Consider the following 20,106-nt stretch of genomic DNA (forward strand, 5'->3'; position numbering starts at 1 on the left):
CCTTGCTACACCTTGGAAGATGCAAGAGTTCCTCTCCTCCGCAATGCCCTTCCTGGCCGTGGCCCTGGCCATCGTCGCCGGGCTCGCCGCCTCCTGGCTGGTGCGCCGCATCGTCCTGCGGCTCAACCGCAAGCAGGAGGCGCTCCGGGAAACCTCCCGCGTGGCCCGGCTGCCGCTGCGCTTCGCGCTCTGCCTGATTGGGGTGCGGATCGCCCTCGCCGCCACCACGGACGACGCCGACTGGCGCCGCACGCTGGACCACGGCCTGGTGATCGCGCTGATCGCCTCCGTCGCGTGGCTGGCGATCGCCGTGCTGCTGATCATCGAAACCCTGATCACCACCCGCTACCGGGTGGATGTGGCGGACAACCGGCGGGCCCGGCGGCTGCGCACCCAGGTGATCCTGGCGCGGCGGATCGGTGCGGCCCTGATCGCGATCGTGGCGCTGGGCATCATCCTGCTGACCTTCCCCGCGGTCCAGGCCCTGGGCGCCGGGCTGCTGGCCTCCGCCGGCCTGATCTCGATCGTGGCCGGCCTCGCGGCGCAGACCTCGCTGGTCAATGTCTTCGCCGGGATCCAGCTGGCCTTCACTGACGCCATCCGGGTGGATGACGTGGTGGTGGTGCAGAAGGAGTGGGGCCGGATCGAGGAGATCACCCTCACCTACGTGGTGGTGCACATCTGGGACGACCGGCGGCTGATCCTGCCCTCGACCTACTTCACCACCACGCCGTTCGAGAACTGGACGCGGCGGCAGTCCGAGGTGATGGGCACGGTGGAGTTCGACCTGGACTGGCGCGCGCCCGTGGCCGCGATGCGGGCCGAGCTGAAGCGGGTCCTGGCCGGCACCGAACTCTGGGACCAGCGGGTGGGCATCCTGCAGATCACCGACGCGACCTCCGGCTATGTCCGGGTCCGGATCCTGGTCAGCGCCGCGGACAGCGCAGCCCTGTTCGACCTGCGCTGCCTGATCCGGGAGGAGCTGGTGCTCTTCCTGCAGGAGAAGCACCCGACGGCGCTGCCGCACTTCCGGCTCGAGTCGCTTCCGGCCGGGGTCGTGGCCCCGGATCCGCGCACCCCCTCCGACCCGCACGATTCCCAGCTCTTCACCGGGTCCCTCGAGGCGATGGAGCGTTCCAAGGCCTTCGCCGGGCCGGGCGAGGACGTGTTCGAGGACCGGGACAAGTCCGCCGCGTCGCAGAACTAGGGGCTCTTCCCAGCGCGGGGATGCGGGCAGATAATCGGGGACATGACCATCCCCCCGCCGCCCGGACCCGATCCGTTTCCGCTGGAACCCGGCCCCACCTCGCCGGAGCCGCAGCCCGGGGACCCCTTCCCACCGGAGCCGGGGCCAACACCGCCGGCTCCAACGCCCCCGGCGCCTATCCCCCAGCCGACGCCGAGTCCGGCACCCGGGCCCAGCCCCGAGCCGGGACCGACGCCGCCGGGGCCGCTGCCGATCCCCGATCCGGGGCCGGTCCCACCGCCGTCGCCAATCCCGCCCGGGCCCGACCCCACGCGGTTTTAGGCCAGAAAGAAACCGGCCGGGGCCCCAGTGCGGGGCCCCGGCCGGTTGGTTCCTGCGCGTTACTCGGCGACGATGTCGCGGGTGCGGTGGTCGTAGCGGATCACCAGCGGTCCGCCGCGGTGGTGCACCTCGTGGTTGGCGCCGTCGAAGGCCCCGAACCGGCCGTAGTTCTCGTCCCACGACCGGTTGATGGCAATCTTGAAGCTGTAGGCGCCGGCCGGCAGGTCCGCCGCGAGCTTCCAGAGCTGGTCCGCCTCGTCGAGTTGCATCTGGGATTCGTCATACTGCGGCGCCCAGTTCGCCGGGGCGCCGAGCAGGACGTTGAAGTCACCGGCGACGGCGACCTCTGCAGGCTGTTCGACGGCGGCCTCCGTGGGCGTTACCTCAGCCGGGGCAGCCTGCTCCGCGGCCTTGCGCTTGCGGACGGCCTTCGCTACCGGTGCCACGGCCTCCTCGACCAGCTTCGCGGCGGTGTCCGCCACCTTCTCGGCGACCTTTTCCACCGCCTTCACGGCCTTCTCCGCCCCGTGTGGGGCGGCCTTCGGGGCGCTATGGCCGGCCGGTGCCGCGGGCAGCGGGGTGTCGGCCGGGACCGGGGTGCCGGCGTCGAGCGCGGCGGTGAAGGTGGCCGGGTCCGCGAAGGCGACCGTGGCGCGCTGGCCGTCCTCGGTGATGGTCCAGCCGGAGCGGCCCTTGATCAGCCAACCCGCCTTCACCAGCTTTGCGGACGCGGTGGTGAGCGCCTTGTGTCCGCGGGGAATGCCGCCGCTGAGCAGTTCGCGCTCGTGGTCGTTGAGCGGGACCCGGGCGATCGCCTCGCCGAGGACGACGCCGGCGTTCAGCTTCTCCCCGGACCACACCCCCTCGGTCAGGACGTCCAGCACCGCTTTCAGGCGAAGGTTAGTGTTTTCCGCAGCGTTCGCGCCCATGGGTCTCCTTTAGCAGCTATTGATCCACCTGCATTTTGCCAAGGTTCCCCGGCTTCCGCGACCGGGCGCGGCGATTCGGCCGGTGTCGTGACCGGATATGACGCGGATCAGAGCTTGGGGATAAGCACCGGGGTGTTCTTTTTGTACTCCTCGTAGTCGGCCTGGCCGCCCCACGTCCTGTCCGCCTTCTTCTCCAGGTGCGGGACGCCGCTGACCTTGGTGATCAGGAGGGCGACGAACACCGGGGAGATCAGTGCCACCCACTGCCAGCCCTGCAGCACGGGCAGGGCGATGATCGCGACGCCCACCCAAAGCAGGATCTCGCCGAAGTAGTTGGGGTGGCGGGACTTCGCCCAGAGGCCGGTGGAGATGAACTTGCCCTTGTTGGCCGGGTCCGCGCTGAACTGGCCCTTCTGCCGGTCCGCCGTCGCCTCGATGCCAATCCCGGCAACCCAGACCAGCACGCCGATCAGGGCGAACCAGTCCAGCCCCACCCGGTGGGCCGAAGTCATGGCCACCCACGCAGCGGCGGCGGTGAAGGCCACCCAGATCCCCTGCATGGTCCAGGTGCTGAGGAAGCGGACAAAGGAGGGCTTGATCTCATCGAAGCGGTCGTCCTTGCCGGCCTTGCTGATCCGGCGGAACAGGAACGACCCCAGCCGGGCGGCCCACACCAGCACCAGTGCCGCCAGCAGGAAGCCCCGGGCGTCGATGCCGGGGGTGAGCAGCACCAGCAGAACGGTGACGGAGATGTAGGTCAGGGACCCGGTCAGGTCGTAGAACCGCTCCGTCTGGCGCAGGTACGCCGGGATGAATGCCAGCCACTGGATGACGAAGGCGGCCGCCACGGCAAGGGCGAACACCGGGATCCCGCCGGTCACCGCCCCATTCTGGCTGCCGGCCCAGGCGAGCCCGGCTCCGAGCAGAATCACCACCGGAATGGCGGCGAGGGCCTTGCGTTCGGACTCTTTCATGGAGCGTTCCTTCCCTTGGCGGCCCGGTCCCGGTGCCGGCGCTAACTACTAAGCCTACGAACTAGTATTGAGGAAAGTTCCGTCTCCACCGGCTACGCCCCGCCCACCGTCAACCGCGCACCACGCCCCGAAGGAGCTCCCATGACCCGTCCACTCAGGAAATGGCTGCTCGCCTACGCCGTGACCGCCGTGATTTTTGCCGCCGTCGACGCCGTCTGGATCCTCACCGTGGCCACCCCGCAGTACCGCAGCCAGATCGGCCACCTGCTCCCGGCCAGCTTCAACGCCGCCGGCGCCGTGCTGTTCTACCTCGTCTACGTCGCCGGAATCGTCCATTACGGCGTGCGCCCGGCGGACACCCGCGCCAGCCTCCGAAGCCGGGCCCGGTCCGGGGCGCTCTTCGGCTTCTTCACCTACGCCACCTGGGCCCTCACCGCGTTTGCCGTCCTCAAGGACTTTCCCGCCGTCGTCGCCGTCACGGACATCGCCTGGGGCGCTGCCGTGTGCGCCGCGGTCAGCCCGCTGGTGGCCCTGATCCTGCGGCTGCACCGACCCCGCGCAGTGACCGCCGCCAGGGACTGAGCACCCGTTGCCCGGGGCAATCAGGCTGGCTACAGTGGCCTGATCGCCGCCACCCCCACTCCCCAGGGGGCCGATCCGCGGCCCCTCCCACAGTGTCAGGAGAACCCCCATGGAACACCGCACGCTTGGTTCGCTCACCGTCTCCGCCCTGGGCCTCGGCTGCATGGGCATGAGCGAGTTCTACGGCAAGGGCGATGAACAGGAGTCCGTCGCCACCATCCACGCCTTCCTCGACGCCGGCGGCACCCTGCTGGACACCGCCGACATGTACGGGCCCTTCACCAACGAGAAGCTGGTGGGCGGCGCGATCAAGGGGCGCCGCGACGACGTCGTGCTGGCTACCAAGTTCGGCAACGAACGCCGCGAGGACGGCTCCTGGGTGGGCATCAACGGCAAGCCCGAGTACGTCCGGGCCGCGTGCGACGCGAGCCTGCAGCGCCTCGGCGTGGACCACATCGACCTGTACTACCAGCACCGGGTGGACAAGACCGTCCCGATTGAGGAGACCGTCGGCGCCATGGCCGAACTGGTCCAGGCCGGCAAGGTCAAGCACCTGGGGCTCTCCGAGGCCAGCGCGGACACCATCCGCCGGGCCCACGCCGTGCACCCCATCACCGCACTGCAGACCGAGTACTCGCTATGGGAACGGGAACCAGAGACCAAGGTGTTCCCGCTGCTGGCCGAGCTGGGCATCGGCTTCGTCCCCTACAGCCCGCTGGGCCGCGGCTTCCTCACCGGGCAGTTGCGCAGCGAGGACGACTTCGCCCCGGACGACTTCCGCCGCCACTCCCCGCGCTTCCAGGGCGAGAACTTCACCCGCAACCTGCAGCTCGTGGACCGGGTGACCGAGCTGGCCACCGCCAAGGGCTGCACCCCGGCGCAGCTGGCGCTGGCCTGGCTGCTGGCCCAGGGTGAGCACATCGTGCCGATCCCCGGCACCAAGAAGCGCGACCGGCTGCAGGAGAACCTCGGGGCCGTCGACGTCGAACTCAGTGCCGAGGACCTGGCCCGACTGGAGGAGCTGGCACCGGCCGGCGTGGCCGCCGGCGGACGCTACCCGGACATGGGCAGCATCGACGCCTGAGCCCGTTGAACCCGACGTTGCCGGGCCGGGTCCGGCGCTGCCGGGCACGGTCCGGGGGCGCCGGGCCGGGTTTAGCGGCCGGAGGCGGCGAGCCCGGCCAGCAGCTCTGTCTTCCGCTCCTCACTGGCGAACGAGGAGCGGATCGAGTTCGCCGCGAGCCGGACGCAGTCGAACTCGGAGAGGCCGATCACGCTCCTGAGCTGGCTGAAGTTGTCGTCCACATAGCCGCCGAAATACGCCGGATCGTCCGAGTTCACGCTGACGTTCAGGCCTGCGGCGAGCATCCCCGGCAGCGGGTGGTCGGCCAGGGTGTCCACGGCGCGGAGCCTGACGTTGGAGAGCGGGCAGACGGTCAGCGGCATCAGTTCCTGGACCAGACGTTCCAGCAGGTCCGGGTCCTCCATGCAGCGGATGCCGTGGTCGATCCGTTCGACGTCCAGGACGTCCAGCGCCTCGACGATGTACGACGGCGGGCCCTCCTCGCCGGCGTGCGCGATCCGGTGCAGCCCGGCGTCCTTGGCCCGGGCGAAGAGCCGTTCAAACTTCGACGGCGGGTTGCCCACCTCGGCGGAGTCCAGGCCGATCCCGGCGATCGGAGCGTTCATGGCCAGCAGCTGCTCCAGCACCTCCAGCGCGGACTCCTCGGAGAGGTCCCGGAGGAACGCCGCGATCAGCAGGGTGGAAATGCCGAACTCCTCCTGTGAGGTGGCCAGCACGGAGGCGACGCCGTTGACGCAGGTCTCCAGGGCGACGCCGCGGGAGAGGTGCGCCTGCGGGTCCAGCATGATCTCCGCGTGCCGCACCCCGGCCGTGGCCGCGCGGGACAGGTAGGCCCGGGTCATGTCCGCGAAGTCCTGCTCGGTCTGCAGCACGGCCATGTTGGCGTAGTAGAGGTCCAGGAAGGATTGCAGGTCCGTGAACTCGTAGCGGGCACGCAACTCCTCCAGGTCCGCGTACGGCAAAGCGATGTTGTTCCGCTCCGCGAGCGCGAAGATCAGCTCCGGCTGCAGGGTGCCCTCGATGTGCAGGTGCAATTCGGCCACCGGCAGCGGGCCGTGGACCTCCTCCGGGACCTCCGCGAACCCGGGCACCGCCTCGGGCCGGGTCTCTGCTGTCTGCTCCGCCTGCGGCACGCCGCTCTCTGCCTGCGGCACGCCGCTCTCCGCCTGCGGCACGCCGTTCTTTGCCTGCGGCGCCTGGGCGCCGCCGTCGTAACTTTCCATTCGGTAAGGATATGCCCGCAGCGGGCCGGGCCGGATAGAGTCAATACAATGCAGAATGATCAGCAGGCTTCCGATCTTCCCGGCGTGGCACCCGAGGCTCCCACGAACGGCTTCGTCCGGGTCCGCGGCGCGCGCGAGAACAACCTGCGCAACGTCGATGTCGACGTCCCCCGCGACGCGATCGTGGCGTTCACCGGCGTCTCCGGCTCCGGCAAGTCCTCCCTGGCCTTCGGAACCATCTACGCCGAGGCCCAGCGCCGCTACTTCGAATCGGTGGCGCCCTACGCCCGGCGGCTGATCCAGCAGGGCCACAACCCCAAGGTGGAGCTGATCACCGGGCTTCCGCCCGCCGTCGCGCTCCAGCAACGCCGAGGCACCCCCAGCTCCCGCTCCACCGTGGGCACGGTGACCACGCTGTCCAACTCGGTGCGGATGCTCTTCTCCCGCGCCGGCACCTATCCGGCCGGGGCCACCCCGCTGGATTCGGACGCGTTCTCGCCCAACACCGCCGCCGGCGCCTGCCCGGAATGCCACGGCCTGGGCATCGCCCACACCGTCACCGAATCCTCGCTGGTCCCGGACGCAAGCCTGAGCATCCGCGACGGTGCGATCGCCGCGTGGCCCGGCGCCTGGCAGGGCAAGAACCTCCGCGACATCCTCAGCCACCTCGGCTACGACATCGACACCCCCTGGCGGAAGCTGCGCAGACAAGACCGCGACTGGATCCTCTTCACCGAGGAACAGCCCGTGGTGGAGGTGACACCGCAGCGGGACCGCGTCGCCAAGCCGTACAAGGGCCGGTTCTGGAGCGCCCGCAGCTACGTGCTCCACACCCTTGCCGACTCGAAGAGCTCCACCATGCGCGAGAAGGTCCTCAAGTTCATGGAAACCGGTCCCTGTCCGCGCTGCAGCGGCAGCGGGCTGCGGCCCGAGGCCCTGGCCGTGACCTTCGCGGGCCGGACCATCGCCGAGCTGAACGCGGTTCCGATGAGCGAGCTCGCCGACATTATCCGCCCCACCACCGAGCTGACCGGCGCCGGGACGGCCTCCCGGAAACAGTCGTCCGGGGAAACCAACGAGGTGGCGGTCGCCATCACCCGGGACCTGCTGCAGCGGGTCACCGTGCTGCTGGATCTGGGCCTGGGCTACCTGGCGCTGGGCCGCTCCACCCCCACCCTCTCCCCCGGCGAGATGCAGCGGCTGCGGATCGCCACCCAGCTGCGGTCCGGGTTGTTCGGGGTCATCTACGTCCTGGACGAGCCCTCCGCCGGCCTTCACCCGGCCGACGCTGAGCCGCTGCTGGCCGTGCTGGACCAACTGAAATCCGCCGGAAACTCGGTGTTCGTGGTGGAGCACAACATGGACGTGGTGCGCCGGGCGGACTGGCTGGTGGACGTGGGTCCGCGGGCCGGCGAGGGCGGCGGCGAGGTGCTCTACAGCGGCCCGGTGGACGGGCTCGCCGGCGTGGACGCTTCGGTCACGCGGCCGTACCTGTTCCCGGGTGGTTCGGGGCCCGGTGACGACGACGGCGGTGCGGGGTTGCGCGGCGACAGCGGCGGCGCCCGTGTACCGTCCGGCTGGCTCAAGCTGCGCGACATCAGCCGCCACAACCTTCAGCACCTCGACGCCGAGTTCCCACTGGGCGTCCTCACCGCCGTCACCGGTGTCTCCGGGTCCGGGAAATCCACGCTGGTCAGCCAGGTCCTCGCCGAGGTCACCGGCCGCTGGCTGCACGGGGACAACGGCGGTGCTGACGGCGACGTCACGTCCGGCGGCACAGGCGGCGGCGCTGCCACCGCCGCCGGATCCGCCGGTGACCTAGACGATGCCGACGATGCCGGGGAGCTCGCCGAACCGCTGACCGTCGGGCCCGTGACCGGCCTGGAACTGATCGACCGCCTCGTCAAGGTGGACCAGAAGCCGATCGGCCGGACGCCGCGCTCCAACCTGGCCACCTACACCGGCCTCTTCGACGCAGTCCGGAAGGTCTTCGCCGGCACGGACGAGGCCAAGGCCCGCGGCTACGGTGCCGGCCGGTTCTCCTTCAACGTCGCCGGCGGCCGCTGCGAGACGTGCCAGGGCGAGGGCTTCGTCGCCGTCGAACTGCTCTTCCTGCCCGGCAGCTACGGCCCCTGCCCCGAATGCCACGGTTCCCGCTACAACCCGGAAACCCTGGAGGTCACCTATCAGGGCCGGAACGTCGCCGAGGTGCTGGGCATGACGGTGGACGCCGCCGCCGAATTCCTCGCCGCCGTGCCGGCCGCGTCCCGGGCCCTGCAGACGCTCCGCGAGGTGGGCCTCGGCTACCTACGGCTGGGCCAGCCCGCCACCGAGCTCTCCGGCGGCGAGGCGCAGCGGATCAAGCTTGCCACCGAACTCCAGCGCGCCCAGCGCGGGCACTCGCTCTACCTGCTGGACGAGCCCACCACCGGGCTGCACCCGGCCGACGTCGAGCTGCTGATGGCCCAACTGCACCGCCTGGTCGACGCCGGAAACACGGTGGTGGTGGTCGAGCACGAGATGGACGTGGTGGCCGCCGCTGACTGGGTGATCGACCTCGGCCCGGCCGGTGGGGACGCCGGCGGCAGGATCATCGCCGCGGGCGAGCCGGCCGCCGTCGCCCGCTCCGCCAAGAGCCGCACCGCGCCGTACCTGAAGTCCGCCCTCGGAAGCCGCGCCCGGCACTAAGGGAAGCGCTGGGGCAGGCGGCGGGGTTGAAACCTGCGGGGGTCTGCCCTAGCGTGGGCGGATGCCCGAAATCGGGCGATCGCATGCCCGGTGCTGCCTCCACCAGAACTGCCCGATCGGCAGACACCGCAGATGACCTCTATTGTCAGGGGCGGGCAGTGGCGCGACAACGCCCGGGGACGGGCCGAGCGCAGGTGGCCCTCAGGAGCAGCTGAACCACATGAAGACCTCAACCATCACCACTGCCGCGCGCCGCGGCGCCGCCCTCGCCGCCATCTCCGCCGCCGGCGTCGCACTCTCCGCCACGGCCGCCAGCGCCGCGACCCCGCCGCCACGTCCACCTCCACCTGGGACGCCCTGGCCCAGTGCGAGAGCGGCGGCAACTGGAGCACCAACACCGGCAACGGCTTCTCCGGCGGCCTGCAATTCACCCAGAGCACCTGGGCGGCCAACGGCGGCACGGGTTCCCCGGCGAACGCCACCCGCGAGCAGCAGATCGCCGTCGCCCAGAACGTCCAGGCCAGCCAGGGCTGGGGCGCGTGGCCGTCCTGCGCCGCGCAGCTGGGCCTCAGCGGAGGCGGCGGGGCGAGCGTGCCCGTGCAGTCCGCCCCCGTCCAGAGTGCCCCGGTTCAGGCCGCGCCGCGGTCTGCCCCGGTGCAGGCGCCCGTCCAGGCACCCGTTCCTGCCCGGCACGCGGCCCCGGTGGCGCTCAGCGGCAAGACGTACACCGTGCAGAGCGGCGACAGCCTCAGCACCATCGCCGAGCACCTGAACATCAAGGGCGGCTGGCAGGCCCTGGCCGACGCCAACACGGACACCATCAGCGACCCGAACCTGGTCCTCGCCGGGCAGGTCCTGCAGCTTCCGGCCTAACTTTCAGGGCACGACAAAACGACGACGCCGGGGCGGCCTTTCGGGGCCGCTCCGGCGTCGTCGTTTTGTTGTCTCTGCAGGTGCTCAGGCGGTGCGCGGCAGCTCGCGGATGATGCGGACCTTCCACGCTGCGTCGTCGCTGGTGTCCAGCAGCGCCACCGTGCCGTGGGCCAGGTTCAGGGCCACGCGCTTGGCGGCCAGGAGCTCGAGGTAGAGCTGCTCGTTCATCCGCGCGGGGGTGTCGATGACGTACTTCACGGCGTCGCGGACCTTGCGGTAATTGTCGCTACGCTCCCGGTGCAGGTGCAGTTCCAGCAGCCGGCGCTGCTTCAGCCGCGGCTCATGCCGGTTCAGCCAGGTCACCGCGGCGTGGACGGCAACCACCAGGGCCACGGACACCACGTAGATTTCCCAGCCGCTGGAGAGCAGGAATAGCGGCAGGTTGGCGATGGCGACCAGGGCGATCAGCATGCGGAACGCGAGGATCCTGCGCATCGTCAGCGCCACTGACGCCAGGGCCGCGCGGAAGCCGTGCTGTTCCTTGCGGGCCGCGGCCGGGTCCAGGGTGAATTCCTCGAGCACCAGGATGCCGTTGGCTTCCGGGCTGAGCATCTGTCCGTATTTGGGCGCAAAAGGCGCCGTGGTTTCAGGGGTCATGGCGGATCTTCCGTGGAGCGTGGGTGGTTCCGATCCATGATAAATCCCGCGGCTGGGAGCTGTCTGTAGGCGCCCGACATGTGAACACGCTCACCCCGGGCGGCCCGCAATTGGCGATGCGGGGCCGCGGCCTCAAACTGGAGAGATGCAAACTTTCCTGCCCTACTCCGATTTCCGGCAAAGCGCCGCGGCCCTGGACCGTGCCCGGCTGGGCAAGCAGCGCGTCGAGGCCCTCCAGGTGCTCCGCGCCCTGGTCATCCCCCAGTACGGCTGGCAGACCCACCCGGCCGTCCGCATGTGGATGGGCCACGTCCCCGCACTGACCATGTACGGCCTGGCAATGGTTGATGAATGGGTGGCCCGCGGCGGCGAGGACACCACCCGCGGCAGGATCCTCGAGTTCGCTCCGCAGGCCGGCCACCCGGACTACGCGGACCGGATCCAGATGCCGTACTGGCTGGGCGACCCCGGGTTCCACCTCGCCCACCGCTCCCGCCTGCTGGCCAAGGAGCCCGCGTTCTACGCCGACGTGTTCCCCGGCACGGACCCGGACCTGGAGTACCTCTGGCCAGAGCCCAAGCTCGAGCTGCTGCCGGAGGACCCCGAGGGCGAGAAGATGTGGATCCTGCGGCTGCCCGTCGAGGGCACCGATCCCTCGGACCTGTTGACCGTGAGCCTGCCGCCCGTGCGCGGCAAGGGCGCGGCACCGGACGACGGCGAGTACCAGTTCGTTTACGCCGAGCCCACCTCCCGCCGGCCGGAGAAGAACGCCAAGAAGCGGCCCGCGAAGCCGCAGCCGAAGAAGCCCACCCGCAAGCGCCTGGCCCAAGAGGAGGCGTTCACCACGCTCCCGGGCAAGTCCGTGGTGGCTGTCCCGTTCGACGCCGGCCGCACCTTCGCCGTCGGCAAGGTCGTGGGACGACCGATCGAGGTGGAGGGCCGATTCGCCCGCAACTTCGAGGTGGACGAGGTCATAGCCCGCGAGGAATTCGACTACCCGGCCCTGCTGCAGGACCCCCGGCTCTTCTTCCCGATCCCCGCGCGCTAGGCGAGGGCGGGGTCTCCGCGGGGCGGGGTTTCTGCGGGCGGCCCCTCGTTCGTGGCCGGCCTTCCGCTCGCGGGTTCGGACCGCACTCGGCGATTCCATGCGGCGAGAGCGGACCGGACCCGCGAGTGAGTCCGTTGATGTGACTGGTGAGACCAGCCCCTGTGACATATGGTGTCTGCCACCGTCCCATCGCTTCGGCGACGGGCATCACGCCAGACACTGCTTGGGGGAAGTCATGGCTGCAGGAGAAGGAGCCGCGGAGAAGTCGCGGCTCGCAGCTGAACGGGTTGCACGTTTGCGACGGGAGCTGGAGCACGCCGAGCGGAACGCCCACGCCTGGTCCCTGGGTGCAGCGGGCGAAGCAATCCTCGCTGAGAAACTCAGAGAGATTGAGCCGCTTGGCTGGCAGGTCATCCACGATGTCCACTGGCCGGGGCGGCCCCAGGCAAATCTTGACCACGTCCTAATCGGTCCGGGCGGCATTGTGGTGGTGGACGCCAAGAACTGGAACGGAGAGGTCAGTCTCTCCGGCGGAACTCTCCGGCAAAACGGATATGCCCGACACCACAGCGTTGCCGGGGTCGGGCAGCAGGCGGCCGCCGTGGCGGCGGTACTGGAACCGGGGCATCGGCGGTTGGTGCAGGGATGGATCTGCCTGGTAGGCCAGCCGGAGCTCAGCGGTACGGCGAGCGGTGGCACACGCATCGAGGGTCTCAACACCATTGCGCGGGCGGTTGCCGAGCTGCCTCCGGTCCTTGATGCGGCCCTGATTCCAACAATCCATGCCTATCTGCAGTCTCTCCTGGGTGGCGCCACCAGCCCGCAGCTGCTTTCCACGGCGCAGTTCACCGCGTCCAGCACCACAGCATCGCGGCCACCCAGTGCCGCCACCGTGCCACCCCGAAACCCGGGCTCCCGGCGAGACCAATGGGCACGCTCGAAGGCGCCAGCACGGAGTCAACGCCGCCGCAGGGGCCCACAACAGACCAGCTGCCTTGGTGCGCTCTTCAGGTTGGCCGTCCTCATGATTCTGCTGTCCTTCATCTTCAACTTTCTCTCCGGTCTAAGAACGGCAGCGCCGGCAGGCCCGCCAGCTCCACACCCGACACCGACGGTGGTCCAGCCCGTTCCGAAGCGATAGCCCATCCACTCGCTGGTTCGGTCCGCACTCGGTGTTTCCATGCGGCGAGCGCGGGCCGAACCCGCGAGTCGGGCCGAGTCCCAGCAAACGGCGAGCACCAACCGGCCGGCGACGCCCCGCAACCAAGCCCGCTCCGATTTGCTGGCAGACTTGCCGGTATGACTGTTCTGCTTGCCGGATGCGGCGACCTGGGGACCGAGGCCGGGCTTCGGTTCGCCGCCGCCGGACACCGCGTGGTGGGCTGGCGCCGCTCGCCGGAGAAGCTGCCTGCCGGAATCGAGGGTTTCGCGGCGGACCTGACCCGCGGTGAGCTGCCGCCGGTCCCGGCGGACACCACCGCCGTCGTCGTGGCCGTCGCCGCCGACTCCCCCACCGAGGAGGCCTACCGCGCCGCGTACGTGGACGGCCTGGCCCGCGTACTCGACGCCGTCACGGCCTCCGGGGCCCCCGTGCGGCGGGTGCTGTTCGTCTCCTCCACGGCGGTCTACGGCGACGCTGACGGCGGCTGGGTGGACGAGACCACCGCACCGAATCCCGGCGGTTTTTCCGGCCGCATCATCCTCGAGGCCGAGCAGCTGCTGGCCGACCGGCTCCAAGGAACCGGCATCGCCCCGGTGGTGCTGCGGCTCGGCGGGATCTACGGCCCCGGCCGGACCCGCCTGATCGACATGGTCCGCGGCGGCAAGGCCACGCTGCCGGCCGGTTCCAAGCTCACCAACCGCATCCACCGCGACGACGCCGCCGCCGCGATCGTGCACCTCTGCACCATGGACGCCGATCCGGCGCCGCTCTACCTGGGCGTCGACAACGAACCGGCCGAGATGGCGGACGTCCTCACCTTCCTCGCTGCCGAGCTGGGCCTGCCCGCCCCGCAGGCCGAGAACCCCGACGACGGCGGCCGCACCGGCGGTGACCGCCCAACCGCCGGCCGCAGTTCAGGAGAGCCGTCCCGCGGCGGCAACAAGAAGGTCAGCAACGCCCTGCTGCGCGGCACCGGCCTGGAGTTCACCTACCCCAGCTACCGCGAGGGCTACCGCGCCGTACTGGCCGGCGTCGGCGTCCGCCACCCCTGACACAGGCAGCAGCAAAACCACGCCACCCACCTCGTCCCAAGGAGCAGCATGGACTTCAGGAGCATCATCGAGGCCGTCGGCGGCTTCATGGACTTCGCCGGGGTGGCGGTGATAGTGGTGGGCGCCCTCGTGTCGCTGCCCATGGCGCTGCGGGGCGTCCAGCCGCGCGGCCTGCCGGTCGATTCGGAGCCGCTCTCGAAGTACCGGTCCTACCGGCAGCTGCTGGGCCGGTCCATCCTGCTGGGCCTGGAACTGCTGGTCGCGGCGGACATCATCCGCACCGTGGCCATCACCCCCACCTTTGAGAGCGTCGCCGTGCTGGCCATCATCGTGCTGATCCGGACCTTCCTCAGCTTCTCCCTGGAATTGGAGATCACCGGCCGCTGGCCCTGGCAGAAGCCCTCCTCCGGCAGCCGGGCCGAGGCCGGCGCGGCCTGACCGTTCATCCCTGAGCAAAACCCCTGTTCCGGGACCGCCGCACCCGGTTAGGCTCGCGAAATGACGGAAACCACAGCCTCCAAAGCCACCGAACTCCTGCGCCTGCACCAGGCGCCCGAGATCCTCCAGGTCGTCAACGTCTGGGACGCCATCAGCGCCAAGGTCATCGGCGACGTGCCCGGCACGCAGGCGCTCGCCACGGCCAGCCACTCCATCGCCGCGTCGCTGGGCTACGAGGACGGCGAGAACATCCCGCTCGATGAGATGATCGCCGCCATCGGCCGGATTACGGCCGCCACGGAGCTGCCGGTCAGCGCCGACCTCGAATCCGGCTACGGAACCCCCGGCGAGGCCGTGCGGAAGGCGATCGGCGTCGGCGTCGTCGGTGCGAACATCGAGGACCAGATGCGGCCCCTGGCCGACGCCGTCGCCCAGATGCGCTCGGTCACCGAAGCCGCCGCGGACGAGGGCATCGACTTTGTCCTCAACGCCCGCACCGACGCGTTCCTCAAAAGCAAGGACCGTGACCAGCGCGAGGTCCTCGCCGACGCGATCGAACGCGGCCGCGCGTTCCTCGACGTCGGCGCCACCACCGTCTTCGTGCCCGGGCTGCTGGACGAGGAAACCGTCGCCGCGCTGGTGGACGGGATCGGCTGGAACAAGGTCTCCGTCATCAACGTCCCCGGCTCCCTCGCCCCGGCCCGCCTGCAGGAACTCGGCGTCGCCCGGATCTCCTACGGCCCATGGACCCAGCGGGTGGCGCTGACCGCCCTGGCCGACGCCGCCGCCCAGCTCCTCGCCGGCGGTGCCCTGCCCGACGGCACCCGGCCGCTGAACTAATGGATTCCTGGCCCGCCGCGCCGGAGCTGCCCCGCCCGGTCATCATGGACCAGCGCTGGACGGACGCGGTGTTCCTGCACTGGCGCATCCCCTGGCCACCGCCGCGCGCTTCATGCCCGCGGGGGTGGAGCCTGACGAGTTCGACGGGTCCGCCTGGGTGGGCCTGATCGGCTTCCGGATGCAGGGCGCGGGCATCGGCACCGGCCCGGCCATCCCGTACTTCGGCAGCTTCACCGAGATCAACGTCCGGCTCTACTCGCGCGAACCGGACGGCACCCGCGGCGTGGTGTTCCTGTCCCTGGACGCCTCGCGGCTGGCGGTGGTCCTCGCGGCGCGGGCCGCGGGCATCCCGTACGTCTGGTCCCGGGACGGCTACCGGCCACCCACCCCGGACGATCACGCCACCGGGTACACGGTGCGGCGGTTCCGGGGCGGGGCGGCCAGCGACTTCGCCGTGGTGCCGGGCTACGACGGCGACGCCGCGGACCCGCTCTCCGTGCACCTGACGGCGCGGTTCGGGCTGCATTCCCGGTTCCGCGGCCAGACGCTGTACATCCCCAACACGCACACCCCCTGGCCGCTGTATCCGGCGGGGATCGCGCGGCTGGAGGACGGGCTGGTGGCTGCGGCCGGGATTTCGGTAGCCGGGCCGCCGGAGTCGGTGCTTTACTCCCCGGGGTCCGGACCCAGTTCGGCCGGCCGCGGGTGCTGACGGGCACGGCGGGCCGGAGCTGAGGGGGCCGGCCGCTGACGGAGACGGGCGCACGGGGCCGCGGCGGACCCAGGCTTACGGGGCCGCGGCGGACCCGACCGGGCTTGAAGGTCTTTTGTCCCTGTCTGCGAAGCGCCCATCGGGCGTCTAGTGGAGGGGGTCCCGGCCACCAAACCCCCGGGCGCCAAGGCAGGCACCTCATGAACCACAGCCCCGAGGTCTCAGAAAATACCGCGGCACTCCGACAGACGCTCCAACAGAGCCGCCCGGGTCCGCTCAGGCGCAGGCACCTGTTGGCGGCGCTGACCGGCTGTGTGGCCCTCGGCGGGGCCATGCTCGCGGCGGCGGTACCCGCCCACGCCGACGACGATGGCAACCCGGTCAACCTAAAGGCGGCGACCCTTCGCGGCCACGGCGCGGAGGTGCAGGTCCGCTTCAGCTACCGGTATGATGAGGGCCGGAGCGCCGGCATCGGGATCGTCCTCAGCCAGGCGGCAGAGCCAGGGCCCGACGTCGTCGGCGGCGCCGGCTCGGGCCAGCACCCCTGCACGGGCGAGACCGAGACCGTCACACTGACGCTGCCGGCCGGCGGCGGCCGCTTCACGTCCGGGGAGGCCGCCGCCGCGGTGTCGCTCTTCACCAGTGCGCCCGGCACACCGGACACGATCGAGCAGTTCAGCTCCACGCTCTGCCTGGAGCACGGCCACGGTCGGTAGCCGGCCGGACCGGGCCCACCAACCGGCCCGCCGTGCGATGCCTACCGGACCACCGCAGCGTGGTTACCGCCCCGCGGCGTACCCTTGCGCGCCCCGCGGGTTCGCTGCTGCCTGCAGTACCCCGGTTTCCGGGTCCCGCGCGACGGCGGACAGCCGGCCCAGGCTCCAGCCCGGCGCCGTCGTCACCACGTGGCCGCGGCGCTTCAGCCCGGCGATGACCTCGTCGCCCAGCCGTTCCTCGACCACCGCGCCGCCGGGTTCCCACGTGCGCGGCCAGAAGGAGCCTGGCATCGACGTCGTGTGCAAGGCGGGCGCGTCAACGGCCTGTTGCGGGGTGTAGCCGCCCACGATCGTGCGCAGCAGGTAGGGCAGCTGCCACTGGTCCTGCTGATCGCCGCCGGGAGAGCCGAGGGCGGCGACGGCGTGCCCGTCGCGGAGCACCAGAGTGGGCGTCAGGGTGGTGCGGGGCCGTTTCCCCGGCGTCAGGGTGGAGGGGGTGTCTTCCTCGAGCCAGGTCATCTGCAGCCGGGTGCCCAAGCAGAACCCCAACTCCGGGATGGCCGGGGAGGACTGCAGCCAGCCGCCCGAGGGGGTGGCAGAGACCATGTTGCCCCAGCGGTCGACGACGTCGAGGTGGCAGGTGTCGCCGCGGGTCTCCCCGGTGCGGGCGACCGTCGGTTCCCCGGCGCCCAGCTCCGCGGGGCCCGGCCCGGCGCCGTCGTGGACCAGGGCGGGCGGGGTGTATTCGGTCCGCAGCGGCGGCAGGTAGGGTTCCCGGCCGGGTACCGTCCCCGGGCGGAACTCGTGGGAGGCCTGCTCGGTGATCAGGGCGCGCCGTTCGGCGCAGTATGCCGGTGAGAGCAGGTAGTCCAGCGGCACGTCGGTGTCGCCGTAGTAGGCTTCCCGGTCCGCCAGCGCCAGTTTCTGCGCCTCCAGGATGGTGTGCGCCCCGAGCTCGGTCGACGGGTCCAGGTACCGGTCCTCAAACCCGTCCAGGATCGCGAGCGTCTGCAGCAACGCCGGGCCTTGGCCCCAGGGTCCGGTCTTGGCAATGGTGTGGCCGCGGAACTCGACCGTGGCGGCTGGCTCGTACCGGGCGCGGAACCCGGCCACGTCTTCGGCCGCCAGGACGCCGGCGTGGTCCGTGCCGGAGGAGTGCCGGTGCGGGAGCTGGACGGAGGCGACCATTGCGCTGGCCACGAACCCCTGGCTCCATTCGCGCCGGGCCGCGTCGATCCGGTCCTCGCGGGAGCCGCCGTCGGCCTGTCCGGCCGCGACCAGGCGTTCCAGGGTGCGGGCGTAGGCCGGGTTGCGGAACAGTTTGCCCTCGGCGGGGATGGTGCCGCCGGGCATCCAGAGCTCGGCGGAGCTGGGCCAGTGCTCGCGGAACAGCTCAGCCACGGTCGCGATCGTGGCGCCCACCCGGCCCAGCAGCGGGTGGCCGTCGCGGGCGTAGCCGATCGCGAACTCCAGCACCGCGTCCAGTTCCCAGGTGCCATGGTCGCGCAGCAGGAGGAGCCAGGCGTCGACGGCGGCGGGCACGGCCGCGGCGAGGGCCCCGGACCCGGGAACCAGGTCCAGGCCCTCGCTGCGGTAATGCTCCGCGGTGGCGGCGGCCGGCGCCGGGCCCTGGCCCATGAGCACCACCGGGGTGTCCGGGTCCGCGGCGGTCACGAAGACGCCGGTCATGTCCCCGCCGGGCCCGTTGAGGTGCGGCTCGACGACGTGCAGGACGAAGGCTGCCGCGACGGCGCCGTCGAACGCGTTGCCGCCGCGTTCCAGCACCGCCTGCGCGGCCGCCGTCGCCAGCCAGTGCGTCGAGGCACTCATGCCGAAGGTGCCCTGCAGGGTGGGCCGGGTGGTGAACTGTTCCGGCGCGGTAAACGTCATGCTCAGCCGAACAGCGCCGTCACTTTGGTCAGCGTCTCGTAGACGCCGTAGGCCAGCGGCAGGCCCACGAGGGCCCACGCGATGGTCAGCCGGGCGGGGGACGCGTTGACGGGGGTGTCGGCTCCGTGCGGGTGCTGGGTGCTCATCTCAGGCCTCCATGGCGGGTTCGGTGGAGCGGTTGCTCTCGGGACGGGGTTCGTGGAAGCGGGCGGCGACTGGCTTGACCATCAGGTTGGCCAAGAAGCCCACCACCAGCAGGGCCACCATGGTCAGCAGCGCCGGCTGGTAGGACGCGGCGGTCAGCTTGCCCGGGGTGCCCTGGGCGTCGAGGAACGCGTTGACGATCAGCGGTCCGGCGACGCCGGCGGCGGACCAGGCGGTCAGCAGCCGGCCGTGGATGGCCCCCACCTGGAAGGTGCCGAAGAGGTCCCGCAGGTAGGCCGGGGCGGTGGCGAAGCCGCCGCCGTAGAAGGAGATGATCAGGAACGCCAGCGCCACGTAGAGGATGGTGGTGGACGATCCGGCGAGGGCCAGCAGCACGTACAGCACGGCGCCGACGCCCAGGTACACCATGTAGATGCGCTTGCGGCCGGTGACGTCGGAGGTGGCGGACCAGGCGAAGCGGCCGGCCATGTTGCCGATGGAGAGCAGGCCCACGAAACCGGCGGCGACGGCGGCGCTGACCAGTGAGGTGCCGCCGGGCTGGCGGAAGAAGTCCTGGATCATGGGAGCGGCCTGCTCCAGGATGCCGATGCCGGCGGTGACGTTGCAGAACAGCGCCACCCAGACCAGCCAGAACTGCGGGGTCTTCACCGCGTTTTTGGCCGAGACGTTGTCCGTGGTGACCAGCTTGGCGGCCTTGACCTTGGACGGGTCGAAGCCGGCGGGCTTCCAGCCGTCGGCGGGGACCTTGATGGTGAACGCGCCGAAGAGCATGTAGGCGAGGTAGACGACGGCGAGTGTCAGGAAGAGTTTGCCGACAGCGTCGCCGCTGGCTACCCAGCCCTGGGCGCCGGAGTTGGGGTCGTACGCCTTCAGCAGGGCGGTGGAGACGGGGCTGGCGATCAGCGCGCCGCCGCCGAAGCCCATGATGGCCATGCCGGTGGCCAGGCCCGGCCGGTCCGGGAACCACTTGATCAGGGTGGACACCGGCGAGATGTAACCGATGCCCAGGCCGATGCCGCCCACCACGCCGTAGCCCAGGTAGACCAGCCACAGCTGGCGGGTGAAGATGCCGAGGGAGCCGATCAGGAAGCCGCTGGCCCAGAACATGGCCGACGTGAACATGGCCTTGCGCGGGCCGTTCTTGTCCACCCAGGTGCCCATGATGGCGGCGGAGAGGCCCAACATCACGATCGCGATGGAGAAGATGATGCCGATCTCGGTCAGGCTGGCGCCAAAGTGTTTGACCAGGGCGGTCTTGTACACGCTGGTGGCGTAGGCCTGGCCGATGCACAGGTGCACGGCGAGCGCGGCGGGCGGAACCAGCCAGCGGTTGAACCCCGGAGGGGCGATTGTGCGGTCACGGTCCAGCCAGCCCATTGGTGCTCCCCTTGCTCAGTCGGGGACGACGCCGTCCCCGCAGTTTGATCTGCGCCTCCCCGGGGCACAGAGGCGAAAGGCCTCACTTGGCCGTTGCCTTCGGCAATCATGGTGCAGATCACACGGCGGCGTCGAGGTTCCGGACTAATGATGTGCGGATTCACGACG

Annotated in this window: 17 protein-coding genes and 2 pseudogenes; 12 read left to right on the forward strand and 7 right to left on the reverse strand. The window is 70.7% G+C overall.

Going from position 1 to position 20,106, the window contains the following annotated elements; genetic code table 11:
* Positions 1 to 19 precede the first annotated feature (19 nt).
* Positions 20 to 1,207, forward strand: a complete 1,188-nt coding sequence (locus tag ACRQ5B_RS02275; protein WP_432396541.1) for a mechanosensitive ion channel family protein — start codon at positions 20 to 22, stop codon at positions 1,205 to 1,207.
* A gap of 380 nt (positions 1,208 to 1,587) precedes the next feature.
* Here ACRQ5B_RS02275 and ACRQ5B_RS02280 read toward each other — a convergent pair whose 3' ends face one another.
* Complete coding sequence (locus ACRQ5B_RS02280; RefSeq protein ID WP_432396544.1) at positions 1,588 to 2,457, reverse strand: glycosidase; 870 nt, start codon at positions 2,455 to 2,457, stop codon at positions 1,588 to 1,590.
* Between the two features lie 107 nt (positions 2,458 to 2,564).
* The gene (locus ACRQ5B_RS02285) at positions 2,565 to 3,431 is read right to left on the reverse strand and encodes a DUF1295 domain-containing protein (RefSeq protein ID WP_432396547.1); all 867 of its coding nucleotides are present in this window, start codon (positions 3,429 to 3,431) and stop codon (positions 2,565 to 2,567) included.
* Between the two features lie 141 nt (positions 3,432 to 3,572).
* Between ACRQ5B_RS02285 and ACRQ5B_RS02290 the strand changes: the two genes are divergently transcribed.
* Positions 3,573 to 4,013: a DUF2177 family protein gene (locus tag ACRQ5B_RS02290; protein ID WP_432396550.1), complete on the forward strand. Its 441-nt coding sequence runs from the start codon at positions 3,573 to 3,575 to the stop codon at positions 4,011 to 4,013.
* 109 nt (positions 4,014 to 4,122) lie between these two features.
* Positions 4,123 to 5,097 (forward strand): aldo/keto reductase, encoded by a 975-nt coding sequence (locus ACRQ5B_RS02295; protein WP_432396551.1) that lies wholly within the window; start codon positions 4,123 to 4,125, stop codon positions 5,095 to 5,097.
* A 71-nt stretch (positions 5,098 to 5,168) separates the two neighbouring features.
* Here the strand turns inward: ACRQ5B_RS02295 and ACRQ5B_RS02300 are convergent, their stop codons facing one another.
* On the reverse strand, positions 5,169 to 6,320 hold the full coding sequence (locus ACRQ5B_RS02300) for an adenosine deaminase (RefSeq protein WP_432396554.1): 1,152 nt from the start codon (positions 6,318 to 6,320) through the stop codon (positions 5,169 to 5,171).
* A gap of 48 nt (positions 6,321 to 6,368) precedes the next feature.
* Between ACRQ5B_RS02300 and ACRQ5B_RS02305 the strand changes: the two genes are divergently transcribed.
* On the forward strand, positions 6,369 to 9,008 hold the full coding sequence (locus ACRQ5B_RS02305; RefSeq protein ID WP_432396557.1) for an ABC transporter: 2,640 nt from the start codon (positions 6,369 to 6,371) through the stop codon (positions 9,006 to 9,008).
* A 220-nt stretch (positions 9,009 to 9,228) separates the two neighbouring features.
* Positions 9,229 to 9,881, forward strand: a pseudogene (locus tag ACRQ5B_RS02310) (transglycosylase family protein).
* An 84-nt stretch (positions 9,882 to 9,965) separates the two neighbouring features.
* On the opposite strand, the gene ACRQ5B_RS02315 reads toward ACRQ5B_RS02310, so the two are convergent.
* Complete coding sequence (locus tag ACRQ5B_RS02315) at positions 9,966 to 10,538, reverse strand: hypothetical protein (protein ID WP_432396560.1); 573 nt, start codon at positions 10,536 to 10,538, stop codon at positions 9,966 to 9,968.
* Between the two features lie 145 nt (positions 10,539 to 10,683).
* On the opposite strand from ACRQ5B_RS02315, the gene ACRQ5B_RS02320 reads away from it, so the two are divergent.
* The 7 genes and pseudogenes from ACRQ5B_RS02320 to ACRQ5B_RS02350 all read left to right on the forward strand — a co-directional run bounded on the left by ACRQ5B_RS02320 (position 10,684) and on the right by ACRQ5B_RS02350 (position 16,506).
* On the forward strand, positions 10,684 to 11,586 hold the full coding sequence (locus ACRQ5B_RS02320; RefSeq protein ID WP_432396563.1) for an MSMEG_6728 family protein: 903 nt from the start codon (positions 10,684 to 10,686) through the stop codon (positions 11,584 to 11,586).
* Between the two features lie 235 nt (positions 11,587 to 11,821).
* Positions 11,822 to 12,727 carry a nuclease-related domain-containing protein gene (locus ACRQ5B_RS02325; protein ID WP_412882305.1) on the forward strand — a complete coding sequence of 302 codons (906 nt, stop codon included), beginning with the start codon at positions 11,822 to 11,824 and terminating at the stop codon, positions 12,725 to 12,727.
* 158 nt (positions 12,728 to 12,885) lie between these two features.
* Entirely contained in the window at positions 12,886 to 13,800 is a 915-nt protein-coding gene (locus ACRQ5B_RS02330; RefSeq protein ID WP_412882302.1) for an SDR family oxidoreductase, read from the forward strand.
* A gap of 48 nt (positions 13,801 to 13,848) precedes the next feature.
* Positions 13,849 to 14,238, forward strand: coding sequence for a DUF1622 domain-containing protein (locus tag ACRQ5B_RS02335; protein WP_432396567.1), 390 nt, complete (start codon positions 13,849 to 13,851; stop codon positions 14,236 to 14,238).
* A 60-nt stretch (positions 14,239 to 14,298) separates the two neighbouring features.
* Complete coding sequence (locus tag ACRQ5B_RS02340; RefSeq protein ID WP_432396570.1) at positions 14,299 to 15,078, forward strand: isocitrate lyase/PEP mutase family protein; 780 nt, start codon at positions 14,299 to 14,301, stop codon at positions 15,076 to 15,078.
* Positions 15,078 to 15,813: pseudogene (locus ACRQ5B_RS02345) on the forward strand (YqjF family protein). Before ACRQ5B_RS02340 ends, ACRQ5B_RS02345 begins: the two are co-directional and overlap by 1 nt.
* A 270-nt stretch (positions 15,814 to 16,083) precedes the next feature.
* Positions 16,084 to 16,506 carry a hypothetical protein gene (locus ACRQ5B_RS02350; RefSeq protein ID WP_432396573.1) on the forward strand — a complete coding sequence of 141 codons (423 nt, stop codon included), beginning with the start codon at positions 16,084 to 16,086 and terminating at the stop codon, positions 16,504 to 16,506.
* Between the two features lie 63 nt (positions 16,507 to 16,569).
* Here the strand turns inward: ACRQ5B_RS02350 and ACRQ5B_RS02355 are convergent, their stop codons facing one another.
* The 3 genes from ACRQ5B_RS02355 to ACRQ5B_RS02365 are packed head-to-tail and all read right to left on the reverse strand — an operon-like array spanning position 16,570 to position 19,938.
* Complete coding sequence (locus ACRQ5B_RS02355) at positions 16,570 to 18,396, reverse strand: gamma-glutamyltransferase family protein (RefSeq protein ID WP_432396576.1); 1,827 nt, start codon at positions 18,394 to 18,396, stop codon at positions 16,570 to 16,572.
* 2 nt (positions 18,397 to 18,398) lie between these two features.
* Positions 18,399 to 18,542: an MFS transporter small subunit gene (locus tag ACRQ5B_RS02360; RefSeq protein ID WP_290258633.1), complete on the reverse strand. Its 144-nt coding sequence runs from the start codon at positions 18,540 to 18,542 to the stop codon at positions 18,399 to 18,401.
* A 1-nt stretch (position 18,543) separates the two neighbouring features.
* Positions 18,544 to 19,938 carry an OFA family MFS transporter gene (locus tag ACRQ5B_RS02365; protein ID WP_432396579.1) on the reverse strand — a complete coding sequence of 465 codons (1,395 nt, stop codon included), beginning with the start codon at positions 19,936 to 19,938 and terminating at the stop codon, positions 18,544 to 18,546.
* Positions 19,939 to 20,106: the final 168 nt, after the last annotated feature.

This window comes from Pseudarthrobacter sp. L19 (assembly GCF_050859435.1).
In the GTDB taxonomy this organism is placed as follows: Bacteria; Actinomycetota; Actinomycetes; order Actinomycetales; family Micrococcaceae; genus Arthrobacter.

Coding starts and splice junctions, on each gene's coding strand:
- ACRQ5B_RS02275 (WP_432396541.1), top strand. CDS start 20: ATGCAAGAGTTCCTCTCCTCCGCAATGCCCTTCCTGGCCGTGGCCCTG.
- ACRQ5B_RS02280 (WP_432396544.1), bottom strand. CDS start 2,457: ATGGGCGCGAACGCTGCGGAAAACACTAACCTTCGCCTGAAAGCGGTG.
- ACRQ5B_RS02285 (WP_432396547.1), bottom strand. CDS start 3,431: ATGAAAGAGTCCGAACGCAAGGCCCTCGCCGCCATTCCGGTGGTGATT.
- ACRQ5B_RS02290 (WP_432396550.1), top strand. CDS start 3,573: ATGACCCGTCCACTCAGGAAATGGCTGCTCGCCTACGCCGTGACCGCC.
- ACRQ5B_RS02295 (WP_432396551.1), top strand. CDS start 4,123: ATGGAACACCGCACGCTTGGTTCGCTCACCGTCTCCGCCCTGGGCCTC.
- ACRQ5B_RS02300 (WP_432396554.1), bottom strand. CDS start 6,320: ATGGAAAGTTACGACGGCGGCGCCCAGGCGCCGCAGGCAAAGAACGGC.
- ACRQ5B_RS02305 (WP_432396557.1), top strand. CDS start 6,369: ATGCAGAATGATCAGCAGGCTTCCGATCTTCCCGGCGTGGCACCCGAG.
- ACRQ5B_RS02315 (WP_432396560.1), bottom strand. CDS start 10,538: ATGACCCCTGAAACCACGGCGCCTTTTGCGCCCAAATACGGACAGATG.
- ACRQ5B_RS02320 (WP_432396563.1), top strand. CDS start 10,684: ATGCAAACTTTCCTGCCCTACTCCGATTTCCGGCAAAGCGCCGCGGCC.
- ACRQ5B_RS02325 (WP_412882305.1), top strand. CDS start 11,822: ATGGCTGCAGGAGAAGGAGCCGCGGAGAAGTCGCGGCTCGCAGCTGAA.
- ACRQ5B_RS02330 (WP_412882302.1), top strand. CDS start 12,886: ATGACTGTTCTGCTTGCCGGATGCGGCGACCTGGGGACCGAGGCCGGG.
- ACRQ5B_RS02335 (WP_432396567.1), top strand. CDS start 13,849: ATGGACTTCAGGAGCATCATCGAGGCCGTCGGCGGCTTCATGGACTTC.
- ACRQ5B_RS02340 (WP_432396570.1), top strand. CDS start 14,299: ATGACGGAAACCACAGCCTCCAAAGCCACCGAACTCCTGCGCCTGCAC.
- ACRQ5B_RS02355 (WP_432396576.1), bottom strand. CDS start 18,396: ATGACGTTTACCGCGCCGGAACAGTTCACCACCCGGCCCACCCTGCAG.
- ACRQ5B_RS02360 (WP_290258633.1), bottom strand. CDS start 18,542: ATGAGCACCCAGCACCCGCACGGAGCCGACACCCCCGTCAACGCGTCC.
- ACRQ5B_RS02365 (WP_432396579.1), bottom strand. CDS start 19,938: ATGGGCTGGCTGGACCGTGACCGCACAATCGCCCCTCCGGGGTTCAAC.